Here is a 19,657-nt window from a genome sequence, read left to right as displayed (position 1 = left end):
GCTCAGTCCCCGGCGGTCCGGTCCGGTGGGGGTCAGCCGATGGCGGCGACCGCCTCCTCGAAGCCCTTCCAGGACTCGTCGGGGGTCATCGACTTGTCGACGTCGACGCGGTTGAACGCGTCGGACAGGCCGGTGCGGACCGTGAAGTAGTTCTCACCCTTGAACGGCTGGGTGGAGATGGCCGCGGCACGGTTCGTGTAGATCTTGCCGGTGGGCGCGTCGTTGAAGAACTCGCGGGTCATGCCCTGGAGCTCGTCGGACTGCTGGGCCTCGATCTGGCTCGGGAAGTTGCCGTTGACGGCGAACGCCTTGAGCTGCTGCTCCGGGGCGGTCAGCCAGTCGGCGAGCGCCTTGGCCTCCTCCTGGTGCTGCGACATCGTCGGGACCGTCAGGAACGAACCGCCCCAGTTGCCACCGCCGCCGGGGAAGACGTCGGCGATGTCCCAGCCCTCGACGCCGGACGCGTTGCCCTCGATGTTGCCGAGGAACCACGCCGGGGCGAGCGCCACCGCGAAGCCGTCGTTCTGGAAGGAGTTCGTCCAGTCCTCCTCCCACTGCTTGAGGCCGGCCGACTGGTCCTCGTGCGACAGGATCGTGTCGTACATGTCGCGGATCTCGGGGTTGTCGAGCGCGGTGATCTCACCGGTCTCCGGGTCCTCGAACGGGGCCTTGATCTGGTTGATCATGCCCTGGGCGAGCGCGTCGGCGGAGTCGAAGAACTTCGGGCCCGTGCCGGCGGCCATGAACTTGTCGCCGACCTCGAAGAAGTCGTCCCAGGTCGCGTTCTCGCCGCCGAACAGCTCGGCGACCTCCTCGCGGTCCGTCGGCAGGCCGGCGGCCTCGAACAGGTCGGCGCGGTAGGCGATCGCCTCGGGGCCGATGTCCGTCGGGTAGCCGAGCAGGCGGCCCTCGGAGTCGGTGGCCTGGTCGGTGGTCCACGCGTTCCAGCGGCCCTCGACGGAGTCGGAGTTGAGGTCCGAGAACTGGTCGGAGTACTGCAGGATCTGCGGCATCCAGTCGACCTCGGCCGCGACGACGTCGGCCAGGCCGGAACCCGCGCCGAGCGCGGTCTGGAACTGCTCCTTGGCGTCGTCCGACTTCGCGAACTTGTTGTGCTCGATCGTGATGTTCGGGTGCTCGTCCTGGTACTGCTCGAGCAGGTCCTCGTAACCGAACTGGTTGAAGGTGGAGATCGTCAGCGTGATCTTGCCACCGTCGTCGCCGGCGTTGTCGTCGGACGAACCGCCGCCGCACGCCGTCGCGAGCAGGGCGATGCCCGTCGCTCCGGCCACGGCCATCCAGGTCTTGCGCGTGCTCCTGCGCACTGTGACTCCCTCGTCAGTCGGACGGCGGCCTCGCCGTCGTGGTGGACGCCGTCGTCGACGTCCGGCGTGGAAGCGTTCCCAAACCGCACTGCGGGAGCGCTCTCACGACCTGCCACGCACTCTCGCCGCACCGCTCGGCCGAAGTCAAGCCGCGATGCCGCCGAACGGGCGTGGAAGCGGTCCCACGGGCGCGTTCGCGCAGGTCAGCGGACTGGAGGGCGTCGACGCGTTACGGAATCGTTACGCCTGTGCGCTGTCCTCGACCCACGCCCGGGCGACAGCCTCCTCGGCCTCCAGCGCGCCGCGCACGGCACCCGCCGCGGCCTGCTCCACGGTCGCCCCGAACAGCGGCACGTGCGCCTTGAGCTCGCCCTCGTACGTGATCGTCGAGCCCCCCGGGCCGCCCGTCAGCGCCACGGTGCCCGTCAGCCGCACCGGCGCACCCGCGATCTCCACCGCCACGGTCCCGCGCCGGGCACCGTCCTCCTGCGGGCCCTCCCACGCCTCGGCCTGGCGGACCTCCAGCGTCGAGCCGACGAACGCCCGGATGTTCGGCGGGATGAGGTCGGTCGGCAGCGCGCGCCGGGTCGTCACCGTGAACGCACCCGCGTCGCCCGGGGTGACGTCGACGTGCAGGTCGTCCGCGCCGCTGGCGCGCACCTTCGCGCGCACGTAGTCCGGGTCGGCCAGCATCGTGCCGGCCGTCCGGGGGTCCGTCGGGACGGAGAGGGTGACCTGGAGGTGCACGGGCGTCGGGTCCTTCCGGGGGCGGCGCGGCGGCGCGGGGGTGCGGGTCCACCGACTTTATCCGCGCCGGAGGCCGGACGCGGCGCGGAGCGCGGGCGGACGTCGACTTAGGCTGGGCCGGTGTCCACCCTGAGCGAGCTCGCGCAGCGCCACGCCCACCTCGACGCCGCGGACCTCGAGTGGCTCCACCTGCTGGTCGGCGACTGGCAGGTCATCTCCGACCTCGCGTTCGCCGACCTCGTGCTGTGGCTGCCGACGGACGACGACGACTTCGTCGCGATCGCCCAGTGCCGGCCCAGCACCGGCGCGACCGTGCACTACGACGACGTCGTCGGCTCCCGCCCGCCGGACGGGCAGCGCCCGCAGCTCGAGCGCTCCCTGACGGAGGTTCGCGCGCAGCGGTCCCGCGAGCCCCGGTGGTTCGGCTCGTACGCCGTGCGCGAGGAGGCCGTGCCGGTCGTGCGCGACGGCCGCGCGATCGCCGTGATCGCCCGGCAGACCAACCTCGGCGGCGCGCGCACCCCCAGCCGACTGGAGCTGAACTACGTCGAGGCCGCCGACGACATCATGGGCATGATCGCGCGCGGCGAGTTCCCGATGCTCGACGCCGCGACCGGTCCGCGCCGGGGCGCACCCCGCGTGGCCGACGGCCTCGTCCGGCTCAACTCCGAGGGCGAGGTCCTGTACGCCAGCCCCAACGCGCTGTCCTGCTTCCACCGGTTCGGCGCCATGGACGACCTCGTGGGTCGCTCGCTCGTCGAGCTGGTCGCCGACCTCGTCGAGCAGGAGTCGACGGTCGACGAGTCCATGCCGCTCGTGCTCATGGGCCGCGCGCCGTGGCGCACCGACATCGAGGCGCACGGCGTCGCGCTGTCCCTGCGCGCCGTCCCGCTGACGGAGGAGGGCGAGCGCATCGGCGCGGTGCTGCTCTGCCGCGACGTGTCCGAGCTGCGCCGGCGGGAGCGCGAGCTCATCACCAAGGACGCGACGATCCGCGAGATCCACCACCGCGTGAAGAACAACCTGCAGACCGTCGCCGCGCTGCTGCGCCTGCAGGCCCGCCGCATGGACGTCCCCGAGGCGCGCGCGGCCCTCGAGGAGGCGATGCGCCGCGTGGCGACCATCGCGCTGGTGCACGAGACGCTGTCGCAGACCCTGGACGAGACCGTCGTGTTCGACGAGCTCGTCGGGCGGTCGCTGCGGCTCGCCGCCGACGTGGCGTCCGCCGGCGCGTCCGTCCGCACCGTCGTGCGCGGGACGTTCGGGCCGGTGTCCGCGGAGGACGCCACGGCGCTCGCCCTCGTGCTCACCGAGCTGGTCACGAACGCCGTCGAGCACGGGCTCGCCGGGCGGGAGTCCGGGTCGGTGGAGGTCACGGCCGAGCGGCTCGAGGACGACCTGACCGTCACGGTCGCGGACGACGGCGCCGGCATCCCCGCCGACGCCGGCGCGGGCACCGGGCTGGGGACGCAGATCGTCTCGACGCTGGTGACCAACGAGCTGCGCGGGTCGATCGCGTGGGCGCCGCGCGCGGGCGGCGGCACGGAGGTCGTGCTGCGCGCGCACCTGCGGGCCCCGGGCCGGGAACCCAACACGGTCGCCTGACCCGCGACGCACGCCCTCCGCGACGCACGCCCGCGACGCCCGACCCGCGACGCCCGACCCCGGTCGGCGAGAGGCCACGAGAAGGGCGTCCGGACGAGGCGCGAGTCCCGGTTGCTGGCCTCTCGCCGAGGGCGGTGGGGTTGCGGGGGTGCGTTCGGACCGTTCGGGGCCCTGGTCGGCGAGAGGCCACGAGGAGGGCGTCCGGACGAGGGGCGAGCCCCGCTTGCTGGCCTCTCGCCGAGGGCGGTCGGGTTGCCGGGGTGCGTTCGGCGGGTTCCGGGGCTGCCGGTCGGCGAGCGGCCGTGCCCTAGACGTGCGGGGCGGGCGCCCGGCCCGTCGCCGGACGCGACGACGCCCGCCGCCCCGGACGGGGTGGCGGGCGTCGGTCGCGCGTGGCGCGAGATCAGCCTGCGCGGCGCTGGCGCGCGGTGCGGCGCTTGAGGGCGCGGCGCTCGTCCTCGGAGAGGCCGCCCCAGACGCCGGCGTCCTGGCCGGACTCCAGCGCCCACTTCAGGCAGGTGTCCACCACGTCGCAGCGGCGGCACACGGCCTTGGCCTCCTCGATCTGCAGCAGGGCCGGGCCGGTGTTGCCGATCGGGAAGAACAGCTCCGGGTCCTCGGTCAGACATGCTGCGCGGTGGCGCCAATCCATCGAACACTCCTCAGCACAGGGGCGGGCCACGACCAGGGGGCTGGGTGGCACGGAAGGGGCGCAGAGCACACGTCGACGCACGAGCTTTCGCGGGGGGCGGCGTGAGCGTCGGCGCTCGGATTCGAACTGCTGCGCACAAGATTCACATGGCGACGGGCAGCGCACAAGGGGTTACGCGCAGGTTTCTGGCGCGTAACAGATGAGGCGTCGGTCACACCTGTGTGGATCCTGGACGCTTGGGCGGCACGCTACTCCCTCCGTGCCGCTCGACGCCAACCGGGACCGGATGCCGGGACCAACGTCCCTTCCCGGCGGGGCGCGCGGTGCGGACCTGCACCGATGCACGGGCGATTCACCCGGGTGCCGGGCGCCGCCGTGACCAGGACCTTCGTACCGGCGACGGCGGGAGCCCGCCGGGGCGCTGCGGACGCCGGGGCGCCGCGGACGCCGGGTCGCGCCCGCCGTCGCACGCCGGCCCGGCGCGGCGTCACCCGACCGGCGGTGCGCCCGCGCGACGTCGTCGCCCGCCCGCACGCGCCGACACCCGACCGGCCGCGCGGGGGCGCGCGACGTCGTCGCGCGCCCCCGCGCGGTGTCACGACGGCGCCTCGGCGGGCCCGCGGCCGTCGTAGGGTCGCGTCGTGACCACCCCGCGGCCCGCCCCCGTCCCCGAGCGACCGTCCCCGGGCCGCGCCCCGGCCGCCGTCCGTGCCGTGACCGCCCTGGTGCTGCTGCAGGCGCTGGCCCTCGCCGTCGCGACCGTCGCCCTGCTGGTCGCGCTGGTGCGGGGCACCTCGATGCCCGGGCCGGTCGTGTTCATGGCGGTGCTGGCGGCCGGGATCGCCGCGGTGCTCGCGGGTGCGGCCGTCGGGCTGCTGCGGGGTCGGCGCTGGGGCCGCGCCCCGGTGATGACGGTGCAGATCCTGCTGGTCGTCCTGGCGGTCGGCTGGGTCGGCGTGGAGCTCGCCGCCTGGTCGGTCGTCGTGCTCGCGGTCGCGGGTGCGACGGGTGTCCTGCTCGTACTGCCCGCGGTCGTGGCCTGGACGGCCGGCGACCGCACCTGACGCGGCGACCGCCCGCCCCGGCGCGCGTCGCGGGAAGGCCCGCCCGGCACGCGACGGGACAGCCGCCCGTCGCTCGACGCGGGAGGGCCCGCCCGGCGACCTGTGCCGGACGGGCCCGCCCGCCTGCCCCGGCCGCTGGTCGCGGCCGGGCGTGCTCACTCCACGCCGAGCGCCGCGACCGGCGGGGTCCGGGCGGCGTTGCGCGCCGGCAGCACCGAGGCGAGCACCCCGGCCACCACGGCGATGCCGAGCACGATCCCGAGGTCGGACCACGGGACGCGCAGCTCGAGGTCCGCGAAGTCCGCGAGCACCGCGGTGGACCCGAGCCAGCCGTACGCGAGACCGAGCAGCACGCCGACCACGGCGCCGACCCCGGCGATCAGCGCGCCCTCGACGGCCATGGAGGCCCGCAGCTGCCGGCGCGTGAGGCCGAGCGCCCGGAGCGTCGCCGACTCCCGCCGCCGCTCGATCACCGAGAGCGACAGGGTGTTCGTGACGCCGATGAGGGCGATGACGACCGCGACGGCGAGCAGCCCGACGACGACCGCGAGCACCGTGTCGATGGCCCGCTGGTAGAGCGCGCGCTCGACGGCGGCTCCCGAGATGTCGAGCGCGGTGTCCTCGGTGAGGTCCTCGACCTCCTGGACGACGTAGCCGGAGTCGTCGACGTCGGCGACGCGCACCCACGCGGTGCTCGGCGACCCCGACGACCCGAGCCGCTCGAGCGCCGCCGGGGTCACGATCACGGACCAGTCGTCGAAGTCGACGACGCGTGCGGTGAGCGTCACGGGGGTCGACCCCGAGGCGGCCTCGCCGGTGCTGTCGTCCGCGAGGGTCACCGGGACCTCGTCGCCGTCGCTCACGCCGGCCGCCCCCGCGAGGGTCGAGCCCATCACGACCGTGTCGTCCGACAGCGCCGCGGCGACCTCGGGGTTGCGCATGACCGTGGACGCCTGGTCGCCCGCGACGGCGAGGGCGCCCGCGAACGTGCCGGTGCCGTCGCCCACCACGACGTCGTCGCGCCGCACGACCGCGACCGCCTCGACGCCGTCGACGCCGGCGATCCGGTCGGCCGTCCCCGCGGGCAGCGGCTCGTCGACGCTGCGGCCCTCGGAGTCGACCGTCGTCGGTGCGGAGACCTGGAGGTCGACCGGGAACCGGGTGTCGAGCTCGCCGTCGAGGGTGGCGCGCGCCGTGGCGGCGCCGGTGCTCATCATCGCGACGAGCGTCACGCCGATGAGCAGCGCGGTGCTGGTGGCGGCGGTGCGCGCCGGGTTGCGCCCCGTGTTCGCGGCGGCGAGCCGCGCGGGCATCCCCGCGCGCCCGGCCAGCCGGCCGGTGGCCGCGACCACGCGCGGCATCCAGAACACCGCCCCCACGAGCAGCCCGACGAACGACAGCAGGCCGCCGAGGATCGCGACGCCCACGGCCGCGGCCACGTTCACCCGGGACAGGGCAAGACCGCCCGCGAGCAGCGCCACGCCGCCCACGACCAGCAGCAGGCTCAGCACGAGCCGGACGCGGCCGGCGCGGCTGCCCGCCGCCGGGGCGTCGGCCGGGCGCAGCGCGGCGATCGGGGCGACGCGGGTCGCGACCCGGGCCGGCGTGAGCGCGGCCAGGACCGTCACCAGCACGCCGACGGCGAGGGGCGCGAGCACCGCGGCGGGCGTGACGTGCACGGCGGCCGGCACCGGGAACGGCAGGTCGGCGCCCTGCATGATCCAGAGCGCGACCTGGACGAGGAGCGTGCCGAGCAGCGTGCCCGCCACGGAGGCGACCAGGCCGAGCAGCGCGGCCTCGAGCAGCACCGACCGCCGCACCTGCGACCGGACGGCCCCGACGCAGCGCAGCAGCGCCAGCATGCGGGTGCGCTGCGCGACCAGCACCTGGAACGTGTTCGCGATGACCAGGCCCGCGACGATCATCGCGACCGCCGCGAACGCGAGCACCACGACCACCACGGGGCCGGTCGAGTCCCCGGAGATCGAGCGCTCGGCGGCCTCGTCGCGCGTCAGCACGACGGCGTCCGAGGAGCCCGTGCCGAGCACGTCGGCGACGGACTGCCGCACCGTCTCGGTGTCCGCTGCCGGGTCGAGCGCCAGCAGCAGCTGGTCGACGCCGAGGTCCGCGATCGTCGGGACGCCCGGGCCGGTCGCCGCGCCGGACCAGCGCAGGGCGTCCGTGGTGGTCGACATCGCGACGCCGCCGTACTCCGCCCAGGCGGACGTCGGGTCGGTGGTCAGGCCGACGACCGTGACCTGCTCGGTCTGCTTCCGGACGGTGCCGGTGTCGTCGGCGGACGTGCCGTCGCCCGCGGCCGCGTCGTCCGCGGCCCCCGCGTCGTCACCGCCCGCGTCGCCCGACTCCCACACGTACGACCCGACGGTCACCTCGTCGCCCACCGCGACGCCGAGCCGCTCGGCGGCCCGCTCCGGGAGGGTGATCTGGCCGTCGCCCGCGGGCAGCGCGCCCTGCGTGACGTGCTGGGTGTCGAACGCCTCGTCACCCGGCACCGGGACGAGAGCCTGCGTGATGACCTTGTCCCCGGAGGACAGCTCGACGGAGGGCACGACGACGCGGGGGTCGGCGGCCGACACGCCCTGGAGGCCGCGCACCGCGTCGACGTCCGCGTCGGTGACGGTGCCGGACGAGACGGCGATCAGGTCGGCCTTCCCGTACGAGGCGGTGATCGAGTCGTACGAGATGCGCTGCATGACGTCACCGGCGAGCAGCGTCGCGGCGACGAACGCGGTGCCGATCGCGACGGCGATCCCCGCGGCCGTGAGCCGGCCGAGCGAGCGGCGCATCTGCGCCAGCGTCAGCCGCCACATCACGCACCCGCCTTCGCCGCGCCGACCTCGGAGACCTCGAGCTGGCGCAGGGCGTCGAGCCCGGTGAGGACGGCCTCGGGGGTGGGGTCGACGATGTCGCCCGCGATGCGCCCGTCGGCCAGCATCACCACGCGGTCGGCGTAGGCGGCGGCCGTCGGGTCGTGCGTGACCATGATGACGGTGCGCCCGAGCTCGCGGACGGAGCGGCGCAGGAAGCTCAGCACCTCGGCACCGGCACGGGAGTCGAGGTTGCCGGTGGGCTCGTCCGCGAAGACGACCTCGGGCTTGGCGATGAGGGCGCGGGCGATCGCGACGCGCTGCTGCTGGCCGCCGGACAGCTCCGACGGGCGGTGCGTGAGGCGCTGGCCGAGGCCGAGCGTGGCGACGAGGGTATCGAACCAGGCCCGGTCGACGGCCGCGCCGGCGAGCTCGAGCGGCAGCAGGATGTTCTGCTCGGCCGTGAACATCGGCAGCAGGTTGAACGACTGGAACACGAACCCGACGCGGTCGCGGCGCAGGCGCGTGAGGGAGTCGTCGTCGAGGGTCGTCACGTCGGTGGGCCCGAGGAACGCCGATCCGGAGGTCGCGGCGTCGAGGCCGGCGAGCACGTGCATCAGCGTCGACTTGCCGGAGCCGGAGGGCCCCATGATCGCGGTGAACTCGCCGGCGGCGAAGTCCACGTCGACGCCGGCGAGGGCGCGGACGGACGCCTCGCCGCGGCCGTAGACCTTGGTGAGGGCGCGGGCGCGCACGGCGGCCGAGGTGGCGGACGGTGCCGGCGGTGCGGCGGGGGCGGGCTGGATCGGGTCCACGGTGGTGCTCCTGGTGGTCGACTGGCTGATGCCCTCGACGCTACGGAGCCGGCCACCCCGCCGTCGTCCACCTCCGGTCCGGACCCGGCGTCATCCCGGGGTCGGACCCCGGCCCGGCGGGCCCCACCGGGGCGGGAGCGGCGGGCGCGGCCCGTCAGGCCCCGGGGACGACCAGCCCGGTCTCGTACGCCAGCACGACGGCCTGCACCCGGTCGCGCGCCCCGAGCTTGGCGAGGATCCGTCCGACGTGGGTCTTCACGGTCGCCTCGGCGACGTAGAGGTCCTGCCCGATCTCGGTGTTCGACCGCCCGCGCGCCATGAGGACGAGCACCTCGCGCTCCCGCTCGGTCAGCGACGCCAGCGCCTCGTCCGCCGCCTCCGACCGCGGGTGCTCGGCGGGCAGCGCGGTGACGAGGTGCTCGAGCAGGCGGCGCGTGGACGACGGCGCGATGACGGCGTCCCCGGCGTGCACGGTGCGGATGGCCGTCAGCATGTCCTCCGGCGGCGCGTCCTTCAGCAGGAACCCGCTCGCGCCGGCGCGGATGGCGGACATCACGTACTCGTCGAGGTCGAACGTCGTGAGCACGATGATGCGCGGCGCGGGGTGGTCGGGCGTGCCGGCGGCGACGATGCGCTCGGTGGCGGCGAGCCCGTCGAGCGTGGGCATGCGGACGTCCATCAGCACGACGTCGACGGGCCCGACGAGGCGGGACTGCGACGTCCCGGGCGTCAGGGCCTGCACGGCCTGGGCGCCGTCGCCGGCCTCCAGCACCACGGACAGGTCGGGCTGCGAGTCGATGACGAGCCGGAACCCCGCCCGCACGAGCTGCTGGTCGTCCACCACGCCGACGCGGATCGTCTCGGTCATGGCGGTCAGCCTAGGCCGCGGCGCCGGCCGGCCCGGACGGCCCGGACGCCGGGGCGCCGGGCAGCGGCAGCTCGGCGCGCACCCGGAACCCGCCGCCCGGTCGCGGTCCGGCGCTGAGCCGGCCACCGACCATGGTGGCCCGCTCCCGCATGCCGAGCAGCCCCTGGCCGGCGCCGTCGGAGTCGGCCGCGGCGCCCCGGCCGTCGTCGGTGACCTCGAGGACGAGCGCGGCGGGCTGCCACTGCACGAGCACGGTGACGGCCGGGTCCGGCCCGGCGTGCTTGAGCACGTTCGTCAGCGCCTCCTGGCAGATCCGGTACACGGTCAGGCCGATGCCCGGCGGCAGCGGCCGGGCCGTGCCCATCCGGACGAGCGAGGCGCGCACCCCCGAGGCGCGCACCTGCTCGACGAGCTGCTCGACGTCCTCGGCGGCGGGCTGCGGGGTGTACGGCGCGCCCCCCGCCGTCGTCGTGCCCGGTGCCGTGCCCGCCGCGCCGCCCGCCGCGTCCGGCTCCCGCAGCACCCCGAGCAGCCGGCGCATGTCCGCCAGCGCCGCCCGCCCGGTCTCCGCGATCGTGGCGAGCGCCCGCGTGGCGGCCTCCGGGTCGCCGGCGGCGGCGTACCGGCCGCCGTCCGCCTGCGCGACCACGACCGACAGCGAGTGCGCGACGATGTCGTGCATCTCGCGGGCGATGCGGGTGCGCTCGGCTGCGGTCGCGATGCGTGCCTGCTGGTCGCGCTCGAGCTCCAGGCGCTCCGCGCGGTCCCGCAGCGCGGCGATCGTCTCCCGCCGGGAGCGCCGCATGAGCCCGAACGCCCACGTCGCCACCGCGCACGCCGAGCAGAACACCCACATGAGCAGCGCGCTGCCCGCGAGCTGCGCGGGGTCGCTGGCCCAGGCGTACTGCAGGGCCATCGTGCAGGCCAGGACCAGGCTCCCCACGATCGCCGAGACGATCGCGGTGCGGTGCGCCCAGCGCGGGCCGTGCACCGTGACCGAGTAGAGGGCGACGAGGACGGCGAGGTCCGCGATGAGGAACGACGGCGTGCCCAGCACGAGGTGCGCCAGTCCGGCGGCGTAGACCGCGACCACGGACGCGACCGGGCTGCGGCGGCGCCACGCGAGCGGCGCCCACAGCAGGCAGGACCACACCAGCCCCGCCGCGAACCCCGTCCCGCCGCTCTCGGACGCGGCCGCGGAGAGCGGGATGACGAACAGGCCGGTCGCCACCGTGAGGGTCAGGTCGATGCCGAGGCGGTGGCGGTGCTCCCACCGCGTGAGGCGCTCCCACCAGGTCATCGCGCCAGCGTAGGGGCGGCCCGGCGGCGTCCGCGTGCCCCCGGGGGCGGACCGAGGTCCCGGTCGGCGTCCCTCCGCGGGCGGACAGAGCAGGCTCGACCGGATCGTGACCCGTGTGCACCACGCCCTCGACCGTTCCGTGACCTAACATGGCGGAATGACCCAGGTGCTGCTGGCCGAGGACGATCCCGCGATTGCCGAGCCTTTGGCGCGGGCCCTCGGGCGTGAGGGCTACGACGTCCGGGTGCAGGGCACCGGGCAGGGTGCGATCGACCGCGCGAGCGAGGCGGACCTCGTCGTGCTGGACCTCGGCCTCCCGGACATGGACGGGCTCGACGTCGCCCGGGCGATCCGGAACCAGGGGCTCACCACCCCGGTGCTCGTGCTGACGGCCCGCGCGGACGAGGTCGACCTCGTGGTGGGGCTGGACGCCGGCGCGGACGACTACGTCACGAAGCCGTTCCGGCTCGCCGAGCTGCTGGCCCGCGTGCGCGCCCTGCTGCGGCGCACCGGCGGCGACGCGCCCGACGAGGACGAGCTGCGCTCGCAGGACGTGCGCGTGGACGTCGCCGCGCACCGGGCGTTCCAGGGCGAGCGCGAGCTGCACCTCACCGCGAAGGAGTTCGACCTGCTGCGCGTGCTGGTCGGCGCGGCGGGCACCGTGGTCGCCCGCGAGACGCTCATGCGCGAGGTGTGGGGGTCCGACCCGACGGGGTCGACCAAGACGCTCGACATGCACGTGTCGTGGCTGCGCCGCAAGCTCGGGGACGACGCGAGCGCCCCGCGGTACATCAGCACGGTGCGGGGGATGGGCTTCCGGTTCGAGTCCGGCGAGGGCACCCGGGGCTGACCCGTGCGCCGCCGTGTCCTGCAGGCCACGATCGCCGCCGTCACGGTGGCGGTGGTGCTGCTCGGGTTCCCGCTCGCGTTCCTCGGCGCGCAGTACGTCCGCGACAACGAGATCGGGTCCCTCGAGACGCGCGCGTCCGACCTCGCGCGGTCGATCGACAACCGCGTCCAGGAGGGCGCGCCGCTGTCCGACGACATGCTGGGGCCGTACGTGGAGCGGGGCGGCGGCATCCCCGTCAGCATCTTCGTCGTCGCGGAGGACGGCGCGCGGTACCAGGCCGGCCCGGAGGTGCCCGAGCGCACCATCACCATCACGGAGACGTCGACGTCGGGCGCGCGGATCACGATGTACGCCCCCTGGTGGGACATCTTCCTCATGAGCGCGCAGATCATGGGGCTCGTGGTGGCCGCCGCGGTCGTCGCGTTCGCGGCGGGGATCGCGATGGCGATCTGGCAGGCGAACCGGCTCGCGGCCCCGCTGGTGTACCTCGCGGCGTCCGCCGAGCAGCTCGGGTCCGGCCAGGTGCGCCCGCAGCTCGAGCCGTCGGGCGTCGAGGAGATCGACCTGGTCGCCGCCGAGCTCGCCCGCAGCGCCGACCGGATGGCCGGCCGGCTCGCCGCGGAGCGGCAGTTCGCGTCCGACGCCTCGCACCAGCTCCGCACGCCGCTCACGGCGCTGTCGATGCGCCTGGAGGAGATCACGCTCGCCTCGGACGACCCCGCCGTGCGGGAGGAGGCCCGCATCTCGCTGGAGCAGGTCGAGCGGCTCGTGACGGTCGTCGACGACCTGCTGACCCGCTCGCGGCGCGCGCAGGGGGGGACCACCGAGGCGGTGCGGCTGGTGGACGTGGTGCACCAGCAGGAGGAGGAGTGGCGGCCCACCTTCGAGGCCGAGGGGCGCCGGCTCGTCGTCGACGTCGACCCGGCCGCGCAGGTGCTGGCGACGCCGGGGGCGCTGGCGCAGGTGCTGGCGACGCTCATCGAGAACTCCCTGCGGCACGGGGGAGGGACGACGACCGTCCGGTCGCGCCCGGGGGCCTCCCGTGCGGTGGTCGTCGAGGTCGGCGACGAGGGCGAGGGCGTGCCCGACGAGCTCGCGCCGCGGATCTTCGAGCGCGAGGTGACCTCCGGCAAGGGCACCGGGCTCGGGCTCGCGCTGGCCCGCGACCTGGCGTCCGCCGACGGCGCGCGCCTGGAGCTCGCGCAGCGCCGGCCCGCGGTGTTCGCGCTGTTCCTCACCGGTCTGCCCGCGATGATGGCGCCGGACGTGGTGCTGCCGCGCGGGTCCGTCATCTCGCCGCGCGTCGACGGGTCGCGGCGGCGGCGCCGGGGCTGAGGTCCCGGGCCGGGTTCTCCCGCGCGGGGCGTCCGCTCGGGAGGGCAGCCGCTCGGGGAGGCCCGCGCGGCCGCCGCGGGTGCGCGCGTCCCTGCGCGAGGGGGTGCCGCCGGGGTGCCGGGGGCGCGTAGGTTCGCCGGTGAGGCGTGCGGCCGGGCGCGGTGGGCGTCCGGCGGGCCGCCCGGACGGGAGCGGTGGCCGGTGGCGTCTGCCGTGCGGGGTCGGGACGAGGACGGGCGCGGCCCGGACGCGTCCGCTCCCGACGCGCCCGCCCCCGACGGGCGCGCTCCCGACGGGCGCGCTCCCGACGCGCCCGCCCCCGGCGCCCGGCGCCGTGCCCCGCGGGCGCGGGCGGCGGCCGCCGTGGTGCTGGTGGTGCTGGGTGCCCTGCTCGCGCCCGTGGCCTTGGCGGCGTCCTGGGGGCGCGGACTCGTCGCCGACACCGACCGGTACCTCGCGGCCGTCGGCCCGCTCGCCGAGGACCCGCAGGTCCGGGAGGCGGTGACCGACCGCGTGACGGCCGCCGTGGTCGACGGGCTGCGCCTCGAGCGGCTGGCCGCGGACGCGACGTCCGCGATCGCCGCCCTGGACCTCCCCCCGCGCGCGTCCGAGGCGGTGGAGTCGCTGCGCGGGCCGCTGGTGGACGCGGCCACCGGCTACGTCCGCGGGGTGGTCGGCCGGGTCGTCGACTCCGACGCGTTCGCCACGGTGTGGACGACGGCGAACCGGGAGGTGCACCGGCAGCTCGCGGCGGTGCTGCGCGGCGACCCGGGGGCCCTCGCGCGCATCGACGCCGACGGCACGCTGACGGTCGACCTCGGCGGCGTCGTCGACGCGGTCCGCCGGCGCCTGTCCGCCGCGGGGTTCGCGGTGGTCGACCGGCTCCCGGCGGTCGACGCGACGTTCGCCGTGCTGCGCAGCGCGGACCTGGTGCGCGCCCAGGAGGCGTACCGGGCGCTCGACGCCGCGGCGACGTGGTCCCCGTGGGCGGCGGTGGCCCTGCTCGCGGGTGCGGTCGCGCTCGCCCGGGACCGGGTGCGGGCGCTGGCCGTCGTGGGCCTGGCCGTCGCGGGTGCGGTCGCGCTCCTGCTCGTCGCGCTGGTGGCCGGGCGGTCCTGGTACGCCGGGTCGCTGCCGCCCGCGGTGCAGCGCCCGGACGTCGCCGTCGTCGTCTACGACCAGGTGCTGTCCGGTCTGCGGGCGGCGCTGCTGCGCGTGCTCGCCGCCGCGGTGGTCGTCGCCGCCGCGGGCGCGGTGGGCCTCGCGGCGCGGGGCGGCAGGGCGGGGCGGGCGCTGCGGGCGCTGCGGGGACGCGGCCCGGCGCGACCGGGCGACGGGGGAGACGACCGTCCCGCGGCAGCCGGTCCGGTCGCCGGGGGAGCCGGGGGAGGCGACCGCGCCGCGGGGGCGGAGCCGGTCGCCGGGGCGTGACGCCCCGCCTACGCGGGTTCGGCGTCCCGGCCGGTGCGCGGGTACGGCACCGTGCCGAGCGGCACGGCGTGGTGCTCGTGCTCGCGCGCCTCGTGCCCCACCTCGGCGAGCGCGACCGGGAGGGTCGCCGTGCCCGTGAACACGAAGAGCTTGTAGCCGACGTACCGCCCGATGGTGCCGAGCACGATGCCGGCGACGTTCGCCACGTTGTCGGCGAACGGGCCGGTGAACCCCAGCACGTAGTGCGAGAACGCCAGCGAGCCGACGGTCAGCCCGATGCCGACCACGTTGATGAGCGCGAACAGCACGAACTCCCGGCCGCGCCGGGCGGTGCGCTGGTCGGCGAACGTCCAGTGCCGGCTGCCGACCCAGGACACGAGCGTCGCGAGCAGCACCGCCACGATGCGCGCGGTGAGCGGCTTGCCGTGCAGCAGGTCGACCGGGCCGAAGCGCAGCAGGTTGTACGTGCCCATGTCCACGACGAACGCCACCGTGCCCACCGACCCGAACCGCGCGAGCTCCAGCGCCCGCGCCCGCAGGCCGTCGCGCCGGCTGCTGCCCCCGGGTGCGTGCCGGGGCGCCACGAGGCCCGGCGCGCTGGAGGAGGTCACCGGGACACGGTAGTCCCCGCGGCTGGGGGCTCGCTGTGCGTCGGTGGGCGGAACGACCCGCCCGGCGTGCCGGGCGGTCCCACCCGGCGGTGGTCGCGCGGGGACCGCCGGCCGCGGGTCGGTTAGGCTCCACGCTCGTGGCAGCACCCGTGGTGGCAGTGGTCGGTGGCGGTCAGCTCGCGCGCATGATGGCGCCGGCGGCGACCTCGTTGGGGCTCCACCTGCGGGTGCTGGTCGAGGACGCCGCGTCGTCGGCGGCCCAGGTGGTCGTGGACGCCCCGGTGGGCGCGGCCGCGGACCCGGTGGCCGTCGAGGCGCTGGTCGTGGGGGCGGACGCCCTGACCTTCGAGCACGAGCACGTGCCCGGCGGGCTGCTCACGGAGCTCGTGGACCGAGGCGTCGCGGTGCGGCCCGGGCCGGACGCGCTGGTGCACGCGCAGGACAAGATCGTCATGCGGACCCGGCTGACGGCCCTCGGCGTGCCGTGCCCGCGCTGGGCGGCCGTGGGCTCCCGCGAGGACCTGGCGGCGTTCCTCGCGGCGGGTGACGGCACGGCCGTCGTGAAGACCGCGCGCGGCGGCTACGACGGCAAGGGCGTGCGGGTGGTGCGCGACGCCGGCGGGGCGGACGACTGGCTGTCCGCCGCGGCCGACGGCACCGGAGCGCCGCTGCTCGCGGAGGAGCGGGTGCCCTTCACGCGCGAGCTGGCCGCCCTCGTCGCCCGCTCGCCGTCCGGCGAGGTCCGCACGTGGCCGGTCGTCGAGTCGGTGCAGGTCGACGGGGTCTGCTCCGAGGTGGTCGCGCCGGCGCCGGGCCTGGACCCGCGCACCGCCGCCCGGGCCGAGGGCATCGCCCGCGCGGTGGCCGAGGGGCTGGACGTCACGGGCGTGCTCGCCGTCGAGCTGTTCGAGGTGCCGGACCCCGACGGCGGCGCCCCGCGGGTGCTGGTGAACGAGCTCGCGATGCGCCCGCACAACTCCGGGCACTGGACGATCGACGGCGCCGTCACGAGCCAGTTCGAGCAGCACCTGCGCGCGGTCCTCGACCTGCCGCTCGGGTCCACGGACGCCCGCGCGCCCTGGACCGTCATGGCGAACGTCCTCGGCAGCAGCCGGGAGGCGCTCACCGACGGGCTGGCCGCGGTCGCCGCGCTCGACCCGGGCGCCAAGGTGCACCTGTACGGCAAGGGCGTGCGCCCCGGCCGCAAGCTCGGCCACGTCACGGTGACCGGCGACGACCTGGACGACGTCCGCCGCCGGGCCGCCGCCGCCGCAGCCGTGCTGCGCGGCGACACCGCCTGACGTCCCGCGAACCCGACCCGCAGCAGCACCCCGGAGGTGGAGATGGACCCGCTCGTCGGCATCGTCATGGGCTCGGACTCGGACTGGCCCGTCATGGAGGCCGCGGCGCAGGCGCTCGCGGAGCTCGAGGTGCCGGTGGAGGTCGACGTCGTGTCGGCCCACCGCCAGCCGGACAAGATGGTCGCGTACGGCCGCGGGGCGGCGGACCGCGGCCTGCGGGTCGTCGTCGCCGGGGCGGGCGGCGCCGCCCACCTGCCGGGCATGCTCGCCGCCGTGACGCCGCTGCCGGTGGTCGGGGTGCCGGTGCCGCTCTCCCGGCTGGACGGGCTGGACTCGCTGCTGTCGATCGTCCAGATGCCCGCGGGCGTGCCGGTCGCGACCGTCTCCATCGGGGGTGCGCGCAACGCCGGCCTGCTCGCGGCGCGCATCATCGGGTCCGGCACGGACGACACCGCCCGCAGGGTCGCCGCCGCCATGCGGGCGTTCCAGGACGACCTGCGGGCGCAGGCCGACGCCAAGGGGGAGCGGCTGCGCGCCCAGCACGGCGACGGGCGCCGGCCGGCCGTGGGCTTCGGGGGCTGACCGGCGCGGGAGCGCGCGGGGGTCGCGCGGGGGCCGCCGTCAGGCCCCGTGAAGGTCTCGTCGAGACGTCCGGGACCACGCCCGCTCGACAGGCGGACGTCGCGGGGCCCGCTTAGCGTCGAGCGGGTGACGACCACCGCGCCGGCCCGGAGCCACCTCCCCGCCACCGCCGACCCGTCGCCCGCCGCCCCCGGGCGCGGGCCGCGCCTCGCCGCGCTCGACGGCCTGCGGTTCCTCGCCGCCGTCGGGGTGCTGGCGTACCACTTCACGACCCGGCAGACCGACGCCTGGGGCCGGGACCTCGCCGAGGTGGCGCCCGCGGTGTCGTCGTGGGCGGTCTACGCGTCGCTGGGCCCGGAGCTGTTCTTCGTGATCAGCGGGTTCGTCATCCTCATGACGGCGTGGGGTCGCTCGGTGCCGGACATCGTCGGGTCCCGCGTCGGTCGCCTGTACCCGGCGTACTGGGTCGCGGTCCTGGCCACCGGGGCGCTGCTGCTGCTGATCTGGCCCGGCAAGGAGGTCACCGGCGACCAGGTGCTGGTGAACCTCACGCTGCTGCAGAGCCTGGTCGACGTCAACCACGTCGACGGCGTCTACTGGACGCTCTGGGTGGAGCTGCGGTTCTACCTGCTGATCGCGCTGTTCGCCGCGTTCGGGATCACCCGCCGCCGGGTGCTGTGGTTCGCGGCGCTGTGGCCGGCGGCCGCCCTGCTGGCCCGGGTGGCGGGCCTCACGGACGCGGTCGTGTGGCTGGTCGCGCCGTACGCGCCGCTCTTCGCCGCCGGGATGGTGCTGTACGTGATCCACCGCACGGGCCACGCGCTGGTGCCGTGGCTGCTGGTCGCGGGCAACGCCGCCCTGGCCACCGCGGCGCTGGTCCCGGCGCGCATGGCCTCGCTCGGCGAGAACTCGGTGGTCGCGCCGCGGCCGGCCCTGCTGACGGCGTCGCTGCTCGGCTGCGTCGCGCTGGTCGCGCTGGTGTCGCTGACGCCCGCCGCCCGGTGGCGGTGGGCCGGGCTGACCGCGGCCGGGGCGCTCACGTACCCGCTGTACCTGACGCACGAGTACTGGGGGCTCTGGGTGGTGCACCTGCTGTCCGGGCGGGTCCCGGTGTGGGTCGTGCTCGCGGCGGCGACCGCGCTGTCGCTCGTCCTCGCGTGGCTCGTGCACCGGTTCGTGGAGAAGCCGTTCGGCCCGCGCCTGCGCCGGGCCACCACCGTGGCGTGCGAGCGGCTGCGGGACCGCGCGGTGGCCGCCGCCGCGGCGGTGCGGGCCCGCTACGAGCCCGGCACGCCGCCGACGACGCCGGGCGGCAGGGAGCCGTCGCGGATGCCGGCGAAGAACGCCGGGGTCTGATCCGGGTCGAGCAGCACGGTCGAGCCGATGCCCCCGGGCCGGTAGTCCATGCTCGCGATGGGCGGCGTGCCGGTGATCCCGTCGGGCCCCGACGCCGAGCGGAACGCCAGCGCGAGCCGGCCCAGGTCGACCACGTCGGTGCCCTCGCTCGCGGTGAGCGCGCCGGTCCCGGCGTCGACGAGCGCGACCTGCTTGCCCGGCTGGAGCAGCAGCGCGGGGTCCTCCGCCTTCGACGCGACGGCCGAGATGAGCTGCCGCTGGCGCATCCCGCGGCCGATGTCGCCGGACGGGTCCGCGTAGCGCATCCGGGAGAACGCGAGGGCCTGCACGCCGTCGACGGTCTTGCAGCCGGGCGCGTCCCAGACGAGGCCGGACTTGGGCTCGTTGACCGGGAACGTGATGCCGGTGCTGCCGTCCAGGCACAGCTCCACGCCGCCGACGGCGTCGACGAGCTGCTCGACCCCGCCGAACCCGACCTCGACGTAGTGGTCGACCGTCAGGCCGGTGAGCTGCTCGACGGTCTGCACCAGCAGCGGCGCACCGCCCCAGGAGAACGCCGCGTTGAGCTTGCTCGGGCCGTGACCGGGGATCTCGACGTATGTGTCGCGGGGGAGCGAGATCAGCGCGGCCGGCCCGGACTCCGGCACCTGCAGCAGCAGGATCGTGTCCGTGCGGGCGCCGACGGTCTCGGTGTCCTCGATCACGCCGTCCTCGCGGGAGTCCGAGCCCGACAGCAGGTAGGTGGCGCCCGGCGTGCCGGCCGCGCCGGACAGCGCGTCGACGTGCTGGACCTTGCCGTTGGCCCACAGGACGAGCCCGACCGGCCAGGCGACGAGCAGCAGCAGCACGAGGACCGTGACGAGGGCGATCACGCGGCCGCGGCGCCGGCGGCGGGGTGCCGGCGGGGCGGCGGGTCCGGGCGCACCGGGACCGGGCGCACCGGGACCGGCGGGGCCGACGCGGCCGGCCGACCCCGCGGGACGGGCG

17 protein-coding genes are annotated in these 19,657 nt (G+C 76.2%); 8 read left to right on the top strand and 9 right to left on the bottom strand.

The genetic code is table 11. From position 1 onward, the window contains the following. Window positions 1–32 precede the first annotated feature (32 nt). Window positions 33–1,325, bottom strand: coding sequence for an ABC transporter substrate-binding protein (locus AAHH18_RS09870; protein WP_283319681.1), 1,293 nt, complete (start codon window positions 1,323–1,325; stop codon window positions 33–35). Between the two features lie 240 nt (window positions 1,326–1,565). Beyond that, window positions 1,566–2,072, bottom strand: a complete 507-nt coding sequence (locus AAHH18_RS09865; RefSeq protein ID WP_283319682.1) for a DUF2505 domain-containing protein — start codon at window positions 2,070–2,072, stop codon at window positions 1,566–1,568. 120 nt (window positions 2,073–2,192) lie between these two features. On the opposite strand from AAHH18_RS09865, the gene AAHH18_RS09860 reads away from it, so the two are divergent. Continuing rightward, the gene (locus AAHH18_RS09860; RefSeq protein WP_283319683.1) at window positions 2,193–3,677 is read left to right on the top strand and encodes a sensor histidine kinase; all 1,485 of its coding nucleotides are present in this window, start codon (window positions 2,193–2,195) and stop codon (window positions 3,675–3,677) included. A gap of 403 nt (window positions 3,678–4,080) precedes the next feature. Here AAHH18_RS09860 and AAHH18_RS09855 read toward each other — a convergent pair whose 3' ends face one another. After that, window positions 4,081–4,329: a WhiB family transcriptional regulator gene (locus AAHH18_RS09855; RefSeq protein ID WP_122151410.1), complete on the bottom strand. Its 249-nt coding sequence runs from the start codon at window positions 4,327–4,329 to the stop codon at window positions 4,081–4,083. A 641-nt stretch (window positions 4,330–4,970) separates the two neighbouring features. Here AAHH18_RS09855 and AAHH18_RS09850 point away from each other — a divergent pair. Then, complete coding sequence (locus tag AAHH18_RS09850) at window positions 4,971–5,393, top strand: hypothetical protein (protein WP_343301480.1); 423 nt, start codon at window positions 4,971–4,973, stop codon at window positions 5,391–5,393. A gap of 155 nt (window positions 5,394–5,548) precedes the next feature. Here AAHH18_RS09850 and AAHH18_RS09845 read toward each other — a convergent pair whose 3' ends face one another. The 4 genes from AAHH18_RS09845 to AAHH18_RS09830 form a co-directional block, all read right to left on the bottom strand. Beyond that, complete coding sequence (locus tag AAHH18_RS09845) at window positions 5,549–8,224, bottom strand: ABC transporter permease (RefSeq protein ID WP_343301536.1); 2,676 nt, start codon at window positions 8,222–8,224, stop codon at window positions 5,549–5,551. Then, on the bottom strand, window positions 8,224–9,036 hold the full coding sequence (locus AAHH18_RS09840) for an ABC transporter ATP-binding protein (protein ID WP_459349111.1): 813 nt from the start codon (window positions 9,034–9,036) through the stop codon (window positions 8,224–8,226). Before AAHH18_RS09840 ends, AAHH18_RS09845 begins: the two co-directional genes overlap by 1 nt. Before the next feature lie 154 nt (window positions 9,037–9,190). After that, window positions 9,191–9,904, bottom strand: a complete 714-nt coding sequence (locus tag AAHH18_RS09835) for a response regulator transcription factor (RefSeq protein WP_343301479.1) — start codon at window positions 9,902–9,904, stop codon at window positions 9,191–9,193. Window positions 9,905–9,914: 10 nt separating this feature from the next. Continuing rightward, window positions 9,915–11,204: a sensor histidine kinase gene (locus AAHH18_RS09830; RefSeq protein WP_283319686.1), complete on the bottom strand. Its 1,290-nt coding sequence runs from the start codon at window positions 11,202–11,204 to the stop codon at window positions 9,915–9,917. Window positions 11,205–11,361: 157 nt separating this feature from the next. Here AAHH18_RS09830 and AAHH18_RS09825 point away from each other — a divergent pair, with 157 nt between their 5' ends. The 3 genes from AAHH18_RS09825 (at window position 11,362) to AAHH18_RS09815 (ending at window position 14,820) form a co-directional block, all read left to right on the top strand. Beyond that, window positions 11,362–12,054: a response regulator transcription factor gene (locus AAHH18_RS09825; protein ID WP_283319687.1), complete on the top strand. Its 693-nt coding sequence runs from the start codon at window positions 11,362–11,364 to the stop codon at window positions 12,052–12,054. A 3-nt stretch (window positions 12,055–12,057) separates the two neighbouring features. Continuing rightward, window positions 12,058–13,389, top strand: coding sequence for an ATP-binding protein (locus AAHH18_RS09820; protein ID WP_343301478.1), 1,332 nt, complete (start codon window positions 12,058–12,060; stop codon window positions 13,387–13,389). Between the two features lie 201 nt (window positions 13,390–13,590). Beyond that, window positions 13,591–14,820 carry a hypothetical protein gene (locus tag AAHH18_RS09815; protein ID WP_343301477.1) on the top strand — a complete coding sequence of 410 codons (1,230 nt, stop codon included), beginning with the start codon at window positions 13,591–13,593 and terminating at the stop codon, window positions 14,818–14,820. 8 nt (window positions 14,821–14,828) lie between these two features. On the opposite strand, the gene AAHH18_RS09810 is transcribed toward AAHH18_RS09815, so the two are convergent. Then, complete coding sequence (locus tag AAHH18_RS09810) at window positions 14,829–15,431, bottom strand: GtrA family protein (RefSeq protein WP_343301476.1); 603 nt, start codon at window positions 15,429–15,431, stop codon at window positions 14,829–14,831. A gap of 137 nt (window positions 15,432–15,568) precedes the next feature. On the opposite strand from AAHH18_RS09810, the gene AAHH18_RS09805 reads away from it, so the two are divergent. The 3 genes from AAHH18_RS09805 (at window position 15,569) to AAHH18_RS09795 (ending at window position 18,670) form a co-directional block, all read left to right on the top strand. Then, on the top strand, window positions 15,569–16,732 hold the full coding sequence (locus AAHH18_RS09805) for a 5-(carboxyamino)imidazole ribonucleotide synthase (protein WP_343301475.1): 1,164 nt from the start codon (window positions 15,569–15,571) through the stop codon (window positions 16,730–16,732). 42 nt (window positions 16,733–16,774) lie between these two features. Continuing rightward, complete coding sequence (gene purE / locus AAHH18_RS09800; protein WP_343301474.1) at window positions 16,775–17,314, top strand: 5-(carboxyamino)imidazole ribonucleotide mutase; 540 nt, start codon at window positions 16,775–16,777, stop codon at window positions 17,312–17,314. Between the two features lie 126 nt (window positions 17,315–17,440). Continuing rightward, a complete protein-coding gene (locus AAHH18_RS09795) occupies window positions 17,441–18,670 on the top strand; it encodes an acyltransferase family protein (protein WP_343301473.1) in 1,230 nt (409 codons plus the stop codon). On the opposite strand, the gene AAHH18_RS09790 is transcribed toward AAHH18_RS09795, so the two are convergent. Further along, on the bottom strand, window positions 18,592–19,657 hold a 1,066-nt coding region (locus tag AAHH18_RS09790), incomplete at its 5' end, for an LCP family protein (protein ID WP_343301472.1). The two genes, AAHH18_RS09795 and AAHH18_RS09790, sit on opposite strands and share 79 nt — an antisense overlap.

Source organism: Cellulomonas olei (genome assembly GCF_039548315.1).
Lineage (GTDB): Bacteria > Actinomycetota > Actinomycetes > Actinomycetales > Cellulomonadaceae > Cellulomonas.
Note: the sequence above shows the minus strand (reverse complement) of the source record. Positions and strands in the feature narration are given on the sequence as shown.